At 72.7% G+C, this 17,176-nt stretch carries 11 protein-coding genes; 8 read left to right on the forward strand and 3 right to left on the reverse strand.

All coding sequences use genetic code 11. The annotated features are described in order from the left end of the window. Positions 1-7: 7 nt before the first annotated feature. Positions 8-718, forward strand: a complete 711-nt coding sequence (locus GGR71_RS19670) for a response regulator transcription factor (protein WP_017908633.1) — start codon at positions 8-10, stop codon at positions 716-718. 169 nt (positions 719-887) lie between these two features. Here the strand turns inward: GGR71_RS19670 and GGR71_RS19675 are convergent, their stop codons facing one another. Further along, complete coding sequence (locus GGR71_RS19675) at positions 888-2,243, reverse strand: sensor histidine kinase (RefSeq protein ID WP_160958285.1); 1,356 nt, start codon at positions 2,241-2,243, stop codon at positions 888-890. Between the two features lie 210 nt (positions 2,244-2,453). Here GGR71_RS19675 and GGR71_RS19680 point away from each other — a divergent pair, with 210 nt between their 5' ends. Beyond that, positions 2,454-4,796, forward strand: coding sequence for a YadA family autotransporter adhesin (locus GGR71_RS19680; RefSeq protein WP_160958287.1), 2,343 nt, complete (start codon positions 2,454-2,456; stop codon positions 4,794-4,796). Positions 4,797-4,861: 65 nt separating this feature from the next. After that, entirely contained in the window at positions 4,862-6,748 is a 1,887-nt protein-coding gene (locus GGR71_RS19685; protein WP_237474271.1) for a S8 family peptidase, read from the forward strand. A 303-nt stretch (positions 6,749-7,051) separates the two neighbouring features. Here GGR71_RS19685 and GGR71_RS19690 read toward each other — a convergent pair whose 3' ends face one another. Beyond that, positions 7,052-10,369 carry an ankyrin repeat domain-containing protein gene (locus GGR71_RS19690; protein ID WP_160958293.1) on the reverse strand — a complete coding sequence of 1,106 codons (3,318 nt, stop codon included), beginning with the start codon at positions 10,367-10,369 and terminating at the stop codon, positions 7,052-7,054. Then, positions 10,362-10,622, reverse strand: a complete 261-nt coding sequence (locus tag GGR71_RS19695) for a YcgL domain-containing protein (protein ID WP_017909431.1) — start codon at positions 10,620-10,622, stop codon at positions 10,362-10,364. Before GGR71_RS19695 ends, GGR71_RS19690 begins: the two co-directional genes overlap by 8 nt. 218 nt (positions 10,623-10,840) lie before the next feature. Here GGR71_RS19695 and GGR71_RS19700 point away from each other — a divergent pair, with 218 nt between their 5' ends. The 5 genes from GGR71_RS19700 (at position 10,841) to GGR71_RS19720 (ending at position 17,147) form a co-directional block, all read left to right on the forward strand. Beyond that, positions 10,841-12,040: a beta-ketoacyl-[acyl-carrier-protein] synthase family protein gene (locus GGR71_RS19700; RefSeq protein ID WP_160958295.1), complete on the forward strand. Its 1,200-nt coding sequence runs from the start codon at positions 10,841-10,843 to the stop codon at positions 12,038-12,040. Between the two features lie 8 nt (positions 12,041-12,048). Continuing rightward, positions 12,049-12,822 (forward strand): beta-ketoacyl synthase chain length factor, encoded by a 774-nt coding sequence (locus GGR71_RS19705; RefSeq protein WP_160958409.1) that lies wholly within the window; start codon positions 12,049-12,051, stop codon positions 12,820-12,822. After that, positions 12,819-13,640, forward strand: coding sequence for a glycosyltransferase family 2 protein (locus tag GGR71_RS19710; protein WP_160958298.1), 822 nt, complete (start codon positions 12,819-12,821; stop codon positions 13,638-13,640). The genes GGR71_RS19705 and GGR71_RS19710 overlap by 4 nt, the downstream gene beginning before the upstream one ends. Further along, complete coding sequence (locus GGR71_RS19715; protein ID WP_160958300.1) at positions 13,637-15,262, forward strand: NAD(P)/FAD-dependent oxidoreductase; 1,626 nt, start codon at positions 13,637-13,639, stop codon at positions 15,260-15,262. The genes GGR71_RS19710 and GGR71_RS19715 overlap by 4 nt, the downstream gene beginning before the upstream one ends. A 208-nt stretch (positions 15,263-15,470) precedes the next feature. Beyond that, a complete protein-coding gene (locus GGR71_RS19720) occupies positions 15,471-17,147 on the forward strand; it encodes a tannase/feruloyl esterase family alpha/beta hydrolase (RefSeq protein WP_160958303.1) in 1,677 nt (558 codons plus the stop codon). Positions 17,148-17,176: the final 29 nt, after the last annotated feature.

Genomic DNA, 17,176 nt, shown 5'->3' on the forward strand with positions numbered 1-17,176 from the left:
CCTGCGCATGACTTCCGATCCCGCTGCCGCCGCCCTGCGCACCTTGGTCCTGGAGGACGATCCGATACTGCGCGATCGCATCCTGGTGCCGGGCCTGCGCCGCTTCGGCTTCGCCGCCGACGGCTGCGGCACCGGTGCGGAACTGCAGCAACGGGTGCAGCGCGAGGGCGCCGAGATCGTGGTGCTGGATGTCGGCCTGCCCGATACCGACGGCTTCACCCTGGCCGGCGCGCTGCGCCTGCAGTATCCGGACCTCGGCATCGTCATGCTGACCAGCCTGGGCCAGACCGAGGACCGTATCCGCGGCCTGACTGGCGGCGCCGACGCCTATCTGTCCAAACCGGTGGAAATCGACCTGCTGGCCGCGACCCTGCACAGCCTGGCGCGGCGCGTGAGCGGGCGCCCGCCTGCGGCGCCGGCGCGCGGGCGCTGGCAGGTGAGCGAGGATGGCTGGTGCCTGCTGTCGCCCTCCGGCGCCGCCGCCGCGCTGACCGGCAGCGAACGCCGGTTGTGCCTGCGCCTGCTCGAGCAGCCGGGCCTGCTGGTGGCGCGCGAGGCGTTGATCGCCGCCCTCACCGACCGCGTCTACGACTTCGACGCGCACCGCCTGGATTCGATGGTGCACCGCCTGCGCAGCAAGGTGCAGCGCCGCTGCGGCGAGCCGCTGCCGTTGGCCGCGGTGCACGGCAAGGGCTATATCTTCGATCCTGCAGGCTAGGACGTCTCCTCTCGCACGGCGCGCGGTGCGTCGCGGCAGACGCTAGGGCGTGTCACCAATTCCCGAGTATGCCGCGTTGGGTCTGGCAGGCGCGCTGCCGGCCCAACCCGAAGGGCCGCGGTTGCCTGCGCCTACGGCCGCGTCATCGCTCGGGGATGGATGACACGCCCTACGTCGACACCGCATCGGCGTGCGGCAGCACGATGCGGAAACGCGTGCCCACGCCCACCGTGCTGTGCACCTGGATCTGCCCGCCGGCGCGCATCACCAGGTCGCGCACCACGGCCAGACCCAGGCCGGTGCCGCGATCGGCTGGCTTGGTGCTGTAGAACGGCTCGAACACCTGCGCGGCCACCTCGGCCGGCATGCCATCGCCGTCGTCGGCGACCTCGATGACGGTGGTGCCGTCCTCGCTGGAGACGGCGATGTCGAAATGGCCGCGGTCGGCAATCGCGTCGCGGCTGTTGGAGGCCAGGTTGAGCAGCATCAGGTCGAACTGGCTGCGCTCGAAGCGGATCGGTGCCGGCGCCGCCGGTAGCGCGCAGCGCAGCACGATCCGTGCTTCCAGCAACTGCCGCAGCATCGGCTGCAGCGCCTCCACCGCGGCCGCGGCGTCGAAGCGTTCGACATGCTCGGCATCGCGGCGGCTGAAGCGCAGCAGCCGGCGCACGATGGTCATGCCGCGCTCGGCCGATGCCTCCACCGCCGCCAGGCTGTCCTCCAGTTGCGCGATGCGTTGCGCGTCGCTGACCAGGTCGTCTTCGTGACGTGTGGCGGCGAAGCCGGACATCACCGCCAGGATGTTGTTGAAGTCGTGGGCCAGGCCGCTGGCCATGCGCTCGGTGATCTCGCGCTTCTGCGCGTGGATCAGTTGGGTCTGCGCGCGTTCGCGCTCCTGCATTTCCTGCTGCAGGCGCTGGCCACGCGCGTTGGACTCGCGCAGGCTCTCGCGCAGCGCCTCGGTGGTGCGGTCCAGCAGCAGCGCCACCAGCAGGTAACTGAACAACACCGGCAGCACGTTGAAAAAGGCTTGTGCGGGCGTATCGGCGAATTCCAGCAATGCGTCATGGCCGACGCCGACACCAAGCATCAGCAGCAGGGCGGCGAACGTCACCCACAGCGCGCGGCGCCCGAGCACCAGGCCGGCCAGGATCAGCACCAGCATCTGCGCCAGTTGGTCCGGCAGTTGCCGCTGGAATCCATTGATGGCGGCATTGACCAGCAGCGAGCCGAGCATCGCCCCGAGCAGCAGCCGCACGCCGCCGCGCAACGCACCGTGGCGCACGCGCACGAAGCCGATGGCCGCGCACACGCCGATCAACAGGCTCATGCCCAGCGACACCACCATGCCCGCTGGCACCGCCTGCCCACGCAACTGCGGCCAGGCCAGGACCAGCGCGACCGCGATCGTGGCGGGAATGGTCACCGCCAGGAACAGCAGCAGCAGCTGGATCACCCGCGCGTTGCGCCGATCCACCTCGTCCAGCAGCGGCGCGCGGCCCAGCCAGTTCCAGAACGCCTTCATGCCGCCGTGCCCAGCCCGTTCAGTGAGAATCCGGTGATGATCATGCGAGAACTTGCGGGTGACAAGCCGGTGACGGCGGGCCTAAGTTCACATGACGGAGCGCGCCCGGGGACGACGGCGCGACGTCCAGACCACTCCTGACCGATGCGGAGGCGCACATGCGCCGCCGACGTCACCCTCTGCCCTGCCGTTTCCCAGCCCGAGATCGCCATGAACGATTGCACTTCCCCCCGTGGCACCGCCGCCCGTCATCCGATGCCCCGCGCCTACAGCACCCTGGCCCTGGCCTGCGCGTTGTGCCTGGCATCGACGGCCATGGCACAGACCCCCTCCACTACCACCGCTACCACCACCGCGCCCACCCAGCCCGCCACCACCGGCACCGACGCCACGGCCACCGACGCCAACGCGACCCCGACCGCGATCACCTACGACCCCAGCGTCTACTTCAAGGCCACCGGCAGCGCCAACAGCAATGCCGGCGCCGACGCCGACGGCGACGAAGCGCTGGCCGCCGGCGAAGCCGCTTCGGCAGTCGGCACCGGCGCCATGGCGCTGGGCGGCGGTGCGGTCGGCTATGCCGACCACGCGCTGGCGGTGGGCCACAACAGCCTGGCCACCGAGATCTCCACCACCGCCATCGGCGGCATGCTCGACGTGGACTACTCCAACCAGTCCGGCGGGGTGAAGATCCTGCAGCAGACCTCCGCCACCGGCATGGCCGCCACCGCGCTGGGCGCCGGCGCCCAGGCCAGCGGCAAGTTCAACGTGGCCGCCGGCGCCGGCGCGATCGCCAGCGACCGTTCCAGCGTCGCCGTCGGCGGCATCGTCGATGTGGGCGAAGACGGATTCGGTTCGGAAGGGATGCAGCTGCAGGCCACTCAGGCCACCGGTCCGCTATCCACCGCGCTGGGCGGCGGCGCGCTGGCCACCGCCTACAACGCGACCGCGGTCGGCGCGCTGGCCGAGGCCAGTTCCCAGCGTACCGTGGCCGTGGGCTCCACCGCGTTGGCCAACCAGTACGCTGCCGTCGCAGTGGGCGCACAGAGCCAGGCCACCGCCGAGTGGGCGACCGCCTTCGGCAATGACGCACGCGCCTGGGGCACCCGCAGCGTGGCGGTCGGCCCCAGCGCGTTCGCGCAGAGCGACGACGGCACCGCAGTCGGCCCGGCCGCATTCGCTAGCGGCGTCGGCGCCACCGCGCTCGGCAACGGCTCCTTGGCCGGCGGCACCCGCAGCCTGGCCCTGGGCGGGGCGATGGTGTGGAACGGCGAATTCTTCCTCGACACCCCGGTGCTGTTCTACGACAGCATCGCCATGGGCACCGGTGCGCAAGTGTTCGGCGACCACTCGATCGCGATCGGACCCGGCGCGCGCGTCGGCGATTCCACCCTGGTCAACGGCAAGTCGACCATCACCAACCGCAGCGTGGCGCTGGGCGCCGGGTCGGTGGCCGAACGCGACAACACCGTGTCCATCGGCGCGGCGGGCAGCGAGCGCCAGCTCACCAACCTGGCCGCCGGCACCATGGACACCGATGCGGTCAACCTGGCGCAGTTGCGCAACGTCGCCGCCGCCTTCGGCGCCGGCAGCGTGGTCGACGCCAACGGCAACCTGATCGGCGGCAACTATCTGGTGCAGGGCACCAAGTACACCGACCTGGGCTCGGCGATGGGCGCGCTCGATACCGCGCTGACCGGCTTCGGCAACCGTCTCAACACCATCGGCAGTTCCGGCGGCATCAGCGTCGGCGGCGGCGATGGTGCGGCCACCGCGCCCAGCACCGGTGCCGGCACCAATGCCGTAGCCGTCGGCTCCGGGGCTACCGCCAACGGCAACAACGGCCTGGCGATGGGTGCGCAGTCGCTGGCCTACGGCCCCAACGACACCGCCATCGGCGGCAATGCCCAGGTCAATGCCGACGGCAGTACCGCGGTCGGCGCCAACGCCCGCGTCGCCGCGGTGGCGACCAATGCGGTGGCGGTCGGCGAGAGCGCCAACGCGTCGGCCGCGTCGGCCACTGCGCTCGGCCAGGGCGCCTCGGCCAGCGCCGCCAACTCGGTGGCGCTGGGCCAGGGCTCGGTCGCCAACCGCGCCAACACGGTGTCGGTGGGCAGCGCCGGCAACGAGCGCCAGGTCGCCAACGTCGCCGCCGGCAGCGCCGACACCGATGCGGTCAACGTGGCGCAACTGCGCGCCGGCAACACCGCCACCCTGAGCAGCGCCAACGCCTACACCAACACCCGCATCACCGCGCTGGACGACAGCTTCAACCAGTTGCGCACCGACACCGAGCATCGCCTGGACGGCATGGACCGGCGCATGGACCGGCTCGGCGCGATGAGCGCGGCGATGCTCAACATGGCGGTCAACGCCGCCGGCACCCAAAGCCCGCGTGGGCGCGTGTCGGTCGGCGCCGGCTTCCAGGGCGGGCAGCAGGCGCTGTCGATCGGCTATGCCCGCAAGATCGGCGAGCGCGCCTCGTTCAGCCTGGGCGGCGCCTTCAGCAGCGGCGAGTCCTCGGCCGGCATCGGCGTGGGCATCGATCTGTGACGTACCGCGGCGCCGCGTGCGCCGCGGGTTTCTCCTTCTCCTCTCTCTTCCAGGATCCGCAGATGATGTCTTCCAACACCCTCGCCGCCGCCCTCGCCGCCGTCCTGTTCGCCGGTGCCGCGCAGGCGGCCACTCCCACCATCGGCATGGGCGGCGTGCAGGGCCCGGTGCCGCAATCGGCCAGCGCCAACGACCTGGGCCAGCGCTTCATCGTCAAGACCCGCGATGGCGGCACCCAGGCACGCAGCATGCTCGCCACCACCCTGAGCAGCGCAGTGGCCCGCAGCGGCATGCAGCGCGCGCAGATCGCCAACAACGGCCTGACCCTGCGCAGCGCGGTCAGCGCCAAGGTGTTGCGCGACATGGCGGTACCGGGCTGGCACGTGGTGCAGACCTCGCGCCACCTCAGCGACAGCGAGCGCGCCGCCTTCATCAACGAACTCAAGGCCGACCCGTCGGTGGAATCGGTGCAGGTCGACCGCCTGTACCAGCGCCTGGACGAAGCCAGCGTGCGCGGGCCGGCCGTCGCCGCGGCCGCCGCCTCCACCACCCCCAACGATCCGGCCTACGCCAAGCTGCAGTGGAACTTCAACAACGCGGTCGGGGGGGTCAACGCCGAGCAGGGCTGGACCCGCTCCACGGGCAAGGGCGTGGTGGTGGCGGTGGTCGACACCGGCGTGGTCAAGAACAACCCCGACCTGGCCGCCAACGTGCTGCCGGGCTACGACATGATCACCGACCACCGCGTCTCGCGCCGCGCCACCGATGGCCGCGCGCCCGGCGGCGACGACCTGGGCGACTGGGTGGAGGCCGACTACTGCGTCCCGCTGGGCGCCAGCGGCAATGCGCCGGAAAACAGCTCCTGGCACGGCAGCCACGTCTCCGGCACCATCGCCCAGGTCACCAACAACAGCCTGGCCACCGCCGGCCTGGCCTACGACGCCAAGATCCTGCCGGTGCGCGTGCTCGGCTCCTGCGGCGGCTTCGGCAGCGACATCGCCGACGGCATGCTGTGGGCCGCCGGCCTGCCGGTGGACGGCCTGCCGACCAATCCGAACCCGGCCGAGGTGATCAACATGAGCCTGGGCAGCAGCGGCCCGGACAGCTGCCCGCAGCTCTACCAGGACGCGATCGACAAGATCAACGCCAAGGGCACCATCATCGTGGTCGCCGCCGGCAACTCCAATGCCGATGCCGGCACCTACACCATGTCCTCGTGCAGGGGCGTCATCAGCGTCGGCGCCTCGCGCATCAACGGCGGCCGCGCCAGCTACTCCAACTACGGCACGCGCGTGGATCTCGCCGCGCCGGGCGGCGGCGGCGACATCGACGGCAACCCGGGCGGCTACATCTTCCAGGTGATCAACGGTGGCACGCAGAGCCCGACCAGCGACTGGCAGATCGGCGGCATGGCCGGCACCTCGATGGCGTCCCCGCACGTGGCCGCGGCGGTGGCGATGGTGCAGAGCATCGCCAAGACCCCATTCACCTGGACCGGCATGCGCGACCTGCTGCGCGCCAGTGCGCGGCCGTTCCCGGTCGCCATCGCCACCAATACCCCCATCGGCGCCGGCATCCTGGACGTGGACATGCTGCTGCAGATGGTCACCAACCCGCCGTGCAATCCGTCGGACAGCAGCTGCGTGCCGCCGACCAAGACGATGAACAACAAGGTCGAGATGCGCGGCCTCAGCAGCCAGGGCGGCGACGCGCTGTACAGCTTCCAGGCCGCGGCCGGGAGCACGGTCAGCTTCATGACCTTCGGCGGCACCGGCAACGTGGCGATGTATGTGTCAGCCGGCAAGGTGCCGACCAGCAGCAGTGCCGACGCCCGCTCCACCCGCCCCGGCACCACCACCCAGACGGTGCGCCTCACCCCGTCCAGCGCCACGACCTACTACGTGCGCCTGAGCGGCAGCTACAGCGGCCTGACCCTGGTCGGGCGGCAGTAAGGCCCGACCGCGCGGCGGCGCCGTTCGCCGCCGCGCAGCGTGCGCGGGAGGACGCCCTCCCGCCGCGGTTCCGAAAGCAGCGACGTGCCCACCATGACGCAATTCGCCCGCCTTCCGGCGGGCATTTTTTTGCATGGTGGCGCACGGCGATGCCGCACGATGCCGCAAGCCCCTCTCCCACCGGTGAGAGGGGTTGGGGTGAGGGTGCGGCACGAGGCGCGGTGCAATGGGCGATGCGCGGCTGCGCCCTCCCCGCATCCGGCCCTCCGGGCCACCTTCTCCCGGTGGGAGAAGGAAAATGCGCTAACGGCTTTCGCGCAGGAACCGTGCCATCGATGACACTCCCGGCAGCGCCGGCTGGAACTGCCCGGCGACGTCGACGAAGCCGCGCATGACCGCGATCTCGCGCGGGGTGCGGTTCAAGGTATCGCGCAGTTCCGGATCCGCGCCGGCGCGCAGCAGGCGCTGCACCAGCAGCGGCAGGCCGTGCAGCGCGGCCAGGTGCAGCGGGCCGAAGCCGCGCGGATCCTGCACCTCCAGGCTGACCTCCTCGTCGAGCAGGCGCTCCACACCGGCCAGTACCACCGGCTCCTCGCAGGCGGTGCCCGGCTCGGCGCGTGCGCCGAGCAGCAACAACAGCGGCGTCACCCCGCCGGCAGAGCCGCGGTCGGCCTCGGCGCCGGCCAGCAACAAGGTGTCCAGCAACGCCAGCAGGCGCGTCTTGTCGCGCGCGGTGAAGCCGTACAGCGCGGCGCAGTGCAGCGGCGCCAGTTGCTGGGCGTCGCCGGCATGCACGTCGGCGCCGGCGGCCAGCAGCCGCGCGGCGATGTCCGGCAGGCCCAGCGCGCAGGCCAGCATCAGCACGGTGACGCCGCCGGGCAGGCGGTGTTCGATCTGCGCGCCGGCCTGCAGCAGGGCGGCGACGATCTCGGTCTGGCGCATGCTCACCGCCGCCGACAGCGGCGTGGCGCCGCTGGCCGCGGCGTGCTGCAGATCGGCGCCGCGCGACAGCAGCAGCTTCACCGCCGCGAGGTGGCCGCCGCCGGCGGCGCGCAGCAGCGCGGTGCAGCCCTGCGCATCCACCGCGTCCACCGGCAGGCCCAGGTCGATCAGCCGGCGGATCGCCTCGGCGTCGCCGACCATCGCCGCAGCCGGCACGTCGGCCTCGCGCAGCGGGCGCCGCGGCAGCGGCCAGGTGCGCCAGTCCAGCCAGTCGGCCAGGTCGCGGCGGCCGCTGGCCAGGGCCACGCCCAGCGGGGTCTGGCCGTCGGCGGCGCGCGCGTCCGGCGAGGCGCCCTGCTGGATCAGCAGCTTCAGCGAAGCCTCGCGGCCCAGCGCGGCAGCCAGGTGCAGCGCGGTCATGCCATGGCTGTCGCGCGCCTCGCGGTCGGCGCCGCGCTCGAGCAACTGCAGTTGCAGACGCAGCCAGCCCAGCCGCACCGCCAGCGACAGCGGCGGGTCGCCGGCCGGCGACGGCGCGAACGGATCGGCGCCGCGCTCGAGCAGTTCCAGGGCGAACTGTTCCAGCGCGCGCGAGGCGTGATCGTGCTGGGCGCAGGCGGCGAGCAGGCGGGTCAGGCCGCCGCGGCCGGCCGGCGACACGCCATGGCGCAGCATCGCCTGCAGGCTGGGCACCGCCTCCACGCCGCGCGAGAGCAGCGCGAACATCGGGGTGTCGCCGCAGGCATCGAGCACCTCCGGCTCGGCGCCATGCGCCAGCAGCCAGTCCACCGCCTGCGCGTTCAATGCCAGCGGCGGCTCGTGCAGCAGCGCACCCAGTTCCTCCGCCGCGCACAGCCGCGCCAGCGCGGCCAGGCCGTCGCGCGCCTGGCCCAGTTGCAGGCCCTCGCGCAGCAGTTCCAGCGGCGGCCGGTCGGGCAGGCCGGCGGGGCCGGTCTCGCCCTGGCCGTCGCTGACCGCCGCGGGCAGCGGATAGTCCGGGTCCAGCGCCGACACGATCGCCCAGCGCCCGGCCTCGGCGGCCAGGTCGACGGCGCGGCGGCCGCTCTGGTCCGGCTGCGCCGGCGCCACGCCCAGGTCGAGCAGGCGCCGGATCAGGCCGGGGGCGACGTGGTCGGCGGTGCAGGCCAGCAGGATCGCGTTGCGGCCGTCGCCATCGACCGCGACCAGATCCGGCTTGTGCGGCAGCAGCCGTTCCAGCACCGCCACGCGGCCGTGGCGGGCGGCTTCCAGCCACGGCGTGCGGCCCAGCGCGTCGCGCGCTTCCAGGTTGGCGCCGGCGCCGAGCAGGGCCTGCACGATCTCCACGTGGCCGGCCTGCGCCGCCTCGTGCAGCGCGCTGCGGCGCTGGCGATCGCGCGCGTCGACCCGCGCCTTGTGCTTGAGCAACAACTGCACGCCGGCCGGATCGTCTTCCTCGGTGCCGGCGGCGGCCAGCAGCACCGGGCTGGCCTCGGCCGGCTCCGGCTTGGCCCCGCGCTCGAGCAGGAACTTGGCCATGCGCCAGTTGCCGACCTGGCAGGCCACCGCCAGCGGGGTCAGGCCGTCGCGGTTGGCCGCGTCCAGTTCGGCGGCCGCATCGCGCAGCAGCGCGGCCACGCCCGGGTCGGAGCTGCGCGCGGCATGATGCAGGGGGGTGTTGCCCTCGCCGTCGCTGGCACGCGGGTCGGCGCCGTTGGCGAGCAGGGTCATCACCGCCTCCGGGCGGCCATGCCAGCTGTCGCGGGTGGCGGCCAGCAGTGGGGTCATGCCCAGGTGCGGGCGATTGACGTCGACCCCGCGCACGATCAGTTCGCGCAGCAGGCGCAGGTCCGGCAGCACCGCGGCCAGCACCGGCAGGCTGCGCTGGTCGCGCCACTCGGCGGCGGGCAGCGCATGCGGATCGGCGCCGGCCTGCAGCAACTGCAGCGCGCGATCGACGCGGCCGCCGCGGGCGGCGTCGTACAGCGCCGCATGCAGTTCGTCCTGCGCCGGCGGCGGCTCGTCCGCGTGCGGCGCTGCGGTGGCGCTGAGTTCGGCGAACAGGTCGGCCGAGGACACCGGCGGGGTCAGCGTCTGCGGCGCCGCCACCCGTTGCAGGCCGGCGTGCAGCAGCGGCGAGAGCAGCGCATAGGCCAGCGCCAGCGGCCAGCGCGCCGCCTCGGCGAGCAGTCCCGGCCAGGCCAGCACCACGCCGAGTCCGGCCAGCACCAGCACCAGCGCGGCCACCGCCAGCCCGCGCCAGGCCTGCACGTCCTGCTGCGCCAGCGCATGCCAGCGCGCGCCCAGCGGGCCGCCCTCGGCATCGCTGCCGTGCCACAACGGCCAGGTCCGCCACAGGCCGAGCAATGCGGCACTGGCGGCCACGCTCAGCGCCAACGCCGCGGCCAGGCTGCCGCTGTCGTGCAGCGCCGCCAGCGGCCAGGCCACCAGCACCGCGACCAGCGCCATGCCGCCCGCCCACAGCACCAGCAGCGGCGCCGCCGCGCCGACCAGGTCGCGCGCGGCACGCGGACGCGGCCGGCTGCCACGGTGCCAGGACAGCGCCAGCGCGAACGCCGGCTGCGCCAGCCAGGCACCCAGGGCGGCGGCCAGCGGGCCGAATCCGGCGGCCAGCGCCAGCACCGCGCCCAGCGCGGCGGCGAGCATCGGCGCGCGCGCGCGGAGGAAAGAGTCAGTCATCGTGTCGATCGGTGGTGCCGGGCAGGGACGGCGGCAATTGCAGATGGAAGCCGCAGCCGGCGAGGTTGGCGCGCACCGCGGCCGGATCGGCGCGGGCCAGCGTGCGTTCGGCGGTCAAGGCCACCTCGAGCACGAACGCCAACGGCTGCAGCGACGCCAACAGCGCCGGCGGCAGACGGCCGAAGTCGTCGCGGGCGGCGAGATACAGATAGGTGTCCGGCTTGCGTTGGCTTTTGTAGACGTAGGCTTGCATGCCCGTGGCGTGCGCCTGGCGTGGAAAGGCAAGCGATTGTGGAGGAAATGCGCCAGCGGCGAAAGCGCACGCCGGCCCTGCGCTGAACGGCTCCGGGGCAGGAGTGCTATTCACGTTCGCGTTGTGGACGTTTCACGGCATGACCAAATGCGTCGATATACTGCGGTGATTGTCCTTGTATGGAATACCGCGTGACCGAAGCGTCCTCGTCGCCCCGCATGGCTCCCGTGGCCATCCGCGCCTACACCGCGACCAACGCGCTCGGCAGCGGACTGCAGGCCCAGGCCGCGGCGCTGCGCGAGGGCCGCAGCGGCCTGCGCCGCAACGACTTCGGTCCGCAGCCGCTGGAATGCTGGATCGGCCGGGTGGACGCGCTGGAAACCGCCGCGCTGCCGGACGCCCTGGCTGCGTGGGAATGCCGCAACAATCGCCTGGCCTGGCTGGCCCTGCAGCAGGACGGCATGGCCGCCGCCGTGGCCGCCGCGGCGCAGCGGCACGGCGCCGAGCGGGTGGCGGTGGTGATGGGCACCTCCACCTCCAGCATCGGGGCCAGCGAGGAGGCCTACACCCGGCTCGAACACGACGCGGACGGCCCGCGCATGCCCGCCGACCTGGACCGGCCGATCGTGCACACTCCGCATTCGCTCGGCGATTTCGTGCGCGCCGCCACCGGTTTGCGCGGCCCGTGCATCACCGTCGCCACCGCCTGTTCGTCCAGCGCCAAGGTGTTCGCCCAGGCCGCGCGGCTGATCGCCGCCGGCGTGGTCGATGCGGCGCTGGTCGGCGGCGTGGACACGTTGTGCGGCAGCGTGCTGTTCGGCTTCAACTCGCTGCAGGTGGTGTCGCCGGAACCGTGCCGGCCGTTCGACGTGCGCCGGGTCGGGCTGTCGTTGGGCGAAGCCGGCGGCTACGCGCTACTGGAACGCACCGATGCCGTCGACGCGCCGCCGGCGCAGGCGCTGCTGTGCGGCTACGGCGAATCCAGCGACGCCCACCACATGTCCGCGCCGCATCCGCAGGGGCTGGGCGCCGGCCTGGCCATGCGCGGTGCGCTGCAGCGCGCCGGCGTGGACCCGGCCGAGGTCGGGTACCTCAACCTGCACGGCACCGCGACCCCGGCCAACGACAGCGTCGAGGCCGCCGCGGTGGCGGCATTGTTTCCGCCGACCCTGCACGCCAGTTCGACCAAGGCCTGGACCGGGCACACGCTCGGCGCCGCCGGCATCGTCGAGTCGGTGTTCGCGCTGCTGGCGCTGCGCGACGGACTGTTGCCCGGCACCCTCAACAGCGAACTGCCCGATCCCGCCTGCGGCCCGCAGATCCGCTTCGCCACCGCCCACGCACAGGTCCGCTACGCGATGAACAACTCCTTCGGCTTCGGCGGCAACAACTGCTCGCTGCTGTTCGGCCGCGCATGAGCACGCCGATGCTGAGCGCGACGATCGAAGGCATCGGGTTCTGGGCGCCCGGGCTGCCGTCGTGGGCGGTGGCGCAGGCCTTCGCGCACGGCGGCGCGCTGCAGGAGACGCCGGCTCGGCCATCGCCGCAGCTGCTGGCGCCCAACGAACGGCGGCGTGCGCCGGACACGGTGGCGGTGTCGCTGGACGCGGCGTTGGCCGCCTGCCACGACGCCGGCCGCGACCCGGCCACGCTGCCGTCGGTGTTCACCTCCACCCACGGCGACCTGGCGATCACCGACTACATGTGCACCACCCTGGCCAGCGAACCGCTGTCGGTGTCGCCGACCAAGTTCCACAACTCGGTGCACAACGCCGCCGCCGGCTACTGGACCATCGGCGCCGGCGCCACCGCCGCGGCGACCGCGATCAGCGCGCACTCGGGCAGCTTCGCGCAGGGCCTGCTGGAAGCGCTGTCGCAATTGGTCGCGGGCGAAGACGCGGTGCTGCTGGTCGGCTATGACAGCCGCTCGGTGGGTGCGCTGGGCCGCATCGCACGCAGCGAGGGCCTGCTCGGCGGCGCGCTGGTGCTGAGCGCGGGCGCACGCAACGGCAAGCCGCAGTTGCAGGTGCAGCTGCGCGATGGCACGGCGCCGGTGGGCGATGGCGCGCTGGCGCGGCATGCCGCGGGCAACGCGATGGCGCCGATGCTGCCGCTGTTCGATGCGCTGGCGCTGGGCGGCAGCGGTTGCGTGCTCGACGCAGGCGGCGGCCGCTGCCTGCAGGTGGAGCTGCGCGCATGAGCCGCACGCCGCTGACCGCCGCCGACGCCGCGATCCTGATCCCGGCCCTCAACGAACGGCTACGCATCCGCGAGGTGGTCAGCGACGCGCTGGCGCACTGCCCGCGGGTGATCGTGGTCGACGACGGCTCCGACGACGGCACCAGCGACTGCATCGCCGACCTGCCGGTGACCCTGCTGCGCCACCCGCAGCGCCGCGGCAAGGGCGCGGCGCTGCGCAGCGGCTTCGCCGAGGCGCAGCGCCAGGGCGCGCGCGCGGTGATGACCATGGACGGCGACGGCCAGCACAGCGCCGCCGACTTCCCGCGGCTGCTGGCCGCGGCCAACCGCCATCCCGGCTGCGTAATCGTCGGCGCGCGCCTGCGCAAGCGCGCCAGCCAGCCGCCGATCCGCCGCATCGGCAACGATTTCGGCGACTGGGGCATCGCCTGGGGCTGCGGCTTTCGCCTGGTCGACAGCCAGAGCGGCCAGCGCCTGTACCCACAGTCGGTCTATACCCTGCCCGACGTGCCCGGCGAAGGCTTCGTGTTCGAAGCGCAGTTGCTGATCTCGGCCGCGCGCCAGGCCGGTGCGCGGGTGGTGGCGGTGCCGATCGAGACGCGCTACGCCAACCAGACCCCCGGTACGTTCCGCAAGAGCCACTTCCGGCTGGTGCGCGACCTGTGGAAGATCACCTCGCACGTGATCGTGCAGGTATGGACCTACGGGCACGTGGTGCGCGAATACCGGCGCACCCGCGCCAATCCGGTGCTGATCGACGACATCGACGGCACCCTCGACCCGGCCCCCCTGGCCGTCGCCAAGGAAAAGACGACATGAATGCAGCGCAGGCGGATGTGGCGATTCTGGGCGGCGGACTGGCCGGACTGACCCTGGCGCTGCAATTGCGCCAGCGCGACCCGCAGCTGCGCATCCGCGTGCTGGAACGGCGCGCGCACCCGGTGCGCGAGGCCGCGTTCAAGGTCGGCGAGTCCTCGGTGGAGATCGGCGCGCACTACTTCGCCGAGGTGCTGGGCCTGCGCGAACACCTGGACGCCGAACAGATCCGCAAGTTCGGCTTCCGCTTCTTCTTCTCCGACGGGCGCGCCGACATCGACCAGTGCACCGAGCTGGGCGTGAGCCAGCTGCTGCCGACGCCGTCGTGGCAGATCGACCGCGGCCGCTTCGAGAACTTCCTCGGGCAGCGCGCACGCGACCTGGGCGTGGAGTTCCTGGACGGCAGCACGGTGCGCGGCGTCGACCTGGCCGAGGACGACGGCGACCACTGCGTGCGCTACAGCCGCGATGGCGCCGACGCGCGTCTGCAGGCGCGCTGGGTGATCGACGCCAGTGGCCGCGCCGGCCTGCTCAAGCGCAAGCTCGGCCTGGCCCAGGACAACGCGCATCGGGCCAACGCGGTGTGGTGGCGGGTGGACGGGCTGGTCGATCCCAACGGCTGGTCGCAGGACAGCGCCTGGCTGCAGCGCTGCACGCCGCCGGACCGCTGGCGCTCGACCAACCACATGTGCGGCCCCGGCTACTGGTTCTGGCTGATCCCGCTGTCCTCCGGCGCGCATTCGCTGGGCATCGTCTGCGATGCCGCCCTGCATCCGCTGGAGACGATGAACACCCACGGCAAGGCGATGGACTGGCTGCGCACGCACCAGCCGCAGGTGGCCAGCACGCTGGAGCGCAGCGAGCACACCGTGCAGGACTTCCTGTTCCTGCGTGACTTCTCCTACGGCTGCAAGCAGGTGTTCTCGGCGCAGCGCTGGGCGCTGACCGGCGAGGCCGGCGTGTTCCTGGACCCGTTCTATTCGCCGGGCAGCGACTTCATCGCGATCAGCAACACCTACATCTGCGAACTGATCGGGCGCGAACGCGCCGGGCGCGACATCGCGCCCTACGCCGAGCTGTACCAGCAGCTGTACTTCTCGTTCTACGAGAACACCCTGACCCTCTACCAGGACCAGTACCCGCTGTTCGGCGACGCCCAGGTGATGCCGGTCAAGGTGATCTGGGACTACACCTACTACTGGTCGCTGCTGGCGCCGCTGTACTGCACCGACCGCATCGCCGACCTGGCGGTGCTGGGCCGGCTGCGCCCGGCGCTGCAGCAGGCCAGCGCGCTCAACCTGGGCATGCAGGCACTGCTGCGCGACTGGGGCGTGGCCAACCGCGCGCAGGCCGCGGCGGTGGCCGACGGGCGCCTGCTGGACCAGTACCTGATCGGCTGGTTCCACGAACTCAACCGCGCCCTGCGCGACCGGCTGGACGACGCCGCCTTCGTCGCCCGTCTGCACGGCAACGTCGCGCGCATGGCGGAACTGGCCGGGGAGATCCTGGCGCGTGCCCGCCAGCAGCATCCCACGCTGGCCGACCACGGCCTGCTGGACGCCTGCCGCGATGCGGCGACGCCGCTGCCGGTGCTCGCGCCCGCCTGGTACGCGGACGCCGCCTGATCCACGCGCAGGGCCGTGCGGCCCTGCAACAACGTGGGCTTCGCGCGGTGCCACGAGGCACCAGGGAGCCGCGCCATTGCGCGGCACACATCACACGGGGCGAATATCGCCCGCGTATTCGCGTTTTCGCACGCGCGGTGGTTGACGCCCTGGCGCCACCGGCGCGACACAGGCCCGCCGCGCCCGGCGCGTCCTCCAGGAGAACTGCATGCGCTCCACGCTGCTCGCCTTGGCCCTGCCCCTGGCCGCTCTTGCCGCCTCCTCCACCACACACGCGCAGACGGCCCCTCGCGCGCCGGCCACCCCGGCACCGCTGCAACAGTCCTGCGACGCGCTGGCGAGCCGGCTCGCCTATCCCGGCACCCGCTTCACTGCGGTGCACAGCGTGGCCGCCGGCGCCCTGCAGGTGGCCGGCCAGCCGATCGGCGCGCACTGCCAGATCACCGGCCTGATGCACGAACGGGTCGGCGCGGACGGCCAGTCCTATGCGATCGGCTTCGAGATGCGCCTGCCGGCGGCATGGAACGGACGCTTCTTCTACCAGGCCAACGGCGGCCTGGACGGCAACGTGGTGCCCGCGCTCGGCGACATCGGCGGCGGTGGCCAGCGCGACAACCCGCTGCGCATGGGCTTTGCGGTCATCAGTTCCGACGCTGGGCACAGCAACGCGCAGAACCCGCTGTTCGGCCGCGACCCGCAGGCGCGGCTGGACTATGGCTACCAGGCGGTGCAGGCGCTGACGCCGATGGCCAAGCGCGTGGTGCAGATCGCCTACGGCAAGGCGCCGGACTACAGCTATTTCGGCGGCTGCTCCAACGGCGGCCGCCACGGCATGGTCGCCGCTGCGCGCGATGCGCAGGACTACGACGGCATCCTGGTCGGCGACCCCGGGTTCCACCTGCCCAAGGCGGCCATCGCGGACCTGGCCGCGGCCCAGCAGCTGGCGGCGCTGGCGGGCGGCAGCGACACGCGCAGCGGCCTGACTGCCGCCGAGCGCAGCCTGGTGGCCGAGCGCATCGTCGCCACCTGCGATGCGCTGGACGGCGTGCGCGACGGCATGGTGCAGGACGTGCTCGCCTGCCAACGCCGCTTCGACCTGGACCGCGACGTCGCCACCTGCGGCAGCGCCGGGCGGACCGGCCAATGCCTGACCCCGGCGCAGAAGCGCGCGCTCGGCGCCATCCACGCCGGCGTGCGCAACAGCGCCGGAACGCCGCTGTACGCGCCCTTCCCCTACGACCCGGGCATCGCCAGCGGCGACTGGGCCGGCTGGCGGCAGGACGCCTCGCTGACTCTGGTGCCCGGATCGGTGGCCTTCGGCTTCGTCACTCCGCCTGAGGATCCGGCGGTGCTGCAGGACCTGAAGCGCTATGCGCTGCAGTTCGACATGGACCGCGACGCGCCGAAGATCTTCGCCACGGCCGGCGCCTTTGGCGAATCCGCCTGGTCGTACATGACCCCGCCGAACGAGACCCGGCTGACCACGCTGAAGGCGCGCGGCGGCAAGCTGCTGGTCTACCACGGCACCGGCGACGGCATCTTCTCCTTCGCCGACACCGCGGCCTGGTACGACCGCCTGCGCGCGGCCGATGCCGAGGCCGCCAGCTACGCGCGCCTGTTCGCGGTGCCGGCGATGGCCCATTGCGCCGGCGGACCGGCCACCGACCAGTTCGACGCGCTGACCCCGCTGGTGGCCTGGGTCGAGCAGGACCAGGCGCCGACCGCGATCGTCGCCAGCGCACGCGGCAGCGGCAGCGCCGCGCCCAACAGCGAAGTGCCTGCCAGTTGGAGCAGCCAGCGCAGCCGTCCGCTGTGTCCGTATCCGCAGGTGGCGCGCTACGTCGGCGGCGACGTGGAGGCGGCCAGCAGCTTCGTCTGCCGCTGAGCGCGAACCGCCATCGCGCCGCCGGCGTG

The organism is Xanthomonas sp. F1 (assembly GCF_014199855.1).

Bases quoted from the DNA above. Each gene is read 5' to 3' on its own strand.
- GGR71_RS19670 (WP_017908633.1), top strand. From the start codon at position 8: ATGACTTCCGATCCCGCTGCCGCCGCCCTGCGCACCTTGGTCCTGGAG.
- GGR71_RS19675 (WP_160958285.1), bottom strand. From the start codon at position 2,243: ATGAAGGCGTTCTGGAACTGGCTGGGCCGCGCGCCGCTGCTGGACGAG.
- GGR71_RS19680 (WP_160958287.1), top strand. From the start codon at position 2,454: ATGAACGATTGCACTTCCCCCCGTGGCACCGCCGCCCGTCATCCGATG.
- GGR71_RS19685 (WP_237474271.1), top strand. From the start codon at position 4,862: ATGTCTTCCAACACCCTCGCCGCCGCCCTCGCCGCCGTCCTGTTCGCC.
- GGR71_RS19690 (WP_160958293.1), bottom strand. From the start codon at position 10,369: ATGACTGACTCTTTCCTCCGCGCGCGCGCGCCGATGCTCGCCGCCGCG.
- GGR71_RS19695 (WP_017909431.1), bottom strand. From the start codon at position 10,622: ATGCAAGCCTACGTCTACAAAAGCCAACGCAAGCCGGACACCTATCTG.
- GGR71_RS19700 (WP_160958295.1), top strand. From the start codon at position 10,841: ATGGCTCCCGTGGCCATCCGCGCCTACACCGCGACCAACGCGCTCGGC.
- GGR71_RS19705 (WP_160958409.1), top strand. From the start codon at position 12,049: ATGCTGAGCGCGACGATCGAAGGCATCGGGTTCTGGGCGCCCGGGCTG.
- GGR71_RS19710 (WP_160958298.1), top strand. From the start codon at position 12,819: ATGAGCCGCACGCCGCTGACCGCCGCCGACGCCGCGATCCTGATCCCG.
- GGR71_RS19715 (WP_160958300.1), top strand. From the start codon at position 13,637: ATGAATGCAGCGCAGGCGGATGTGGCGATTCTGGGCGGCGGACTGGCC.
- GGR71_RS19720 (WP_160958303.1), top strand. From the start codon at position 15,471: ATGCGCTCCACGCTGCTCGCCTTGGCCCTGCCCCTGGCCGCTCTTGCC.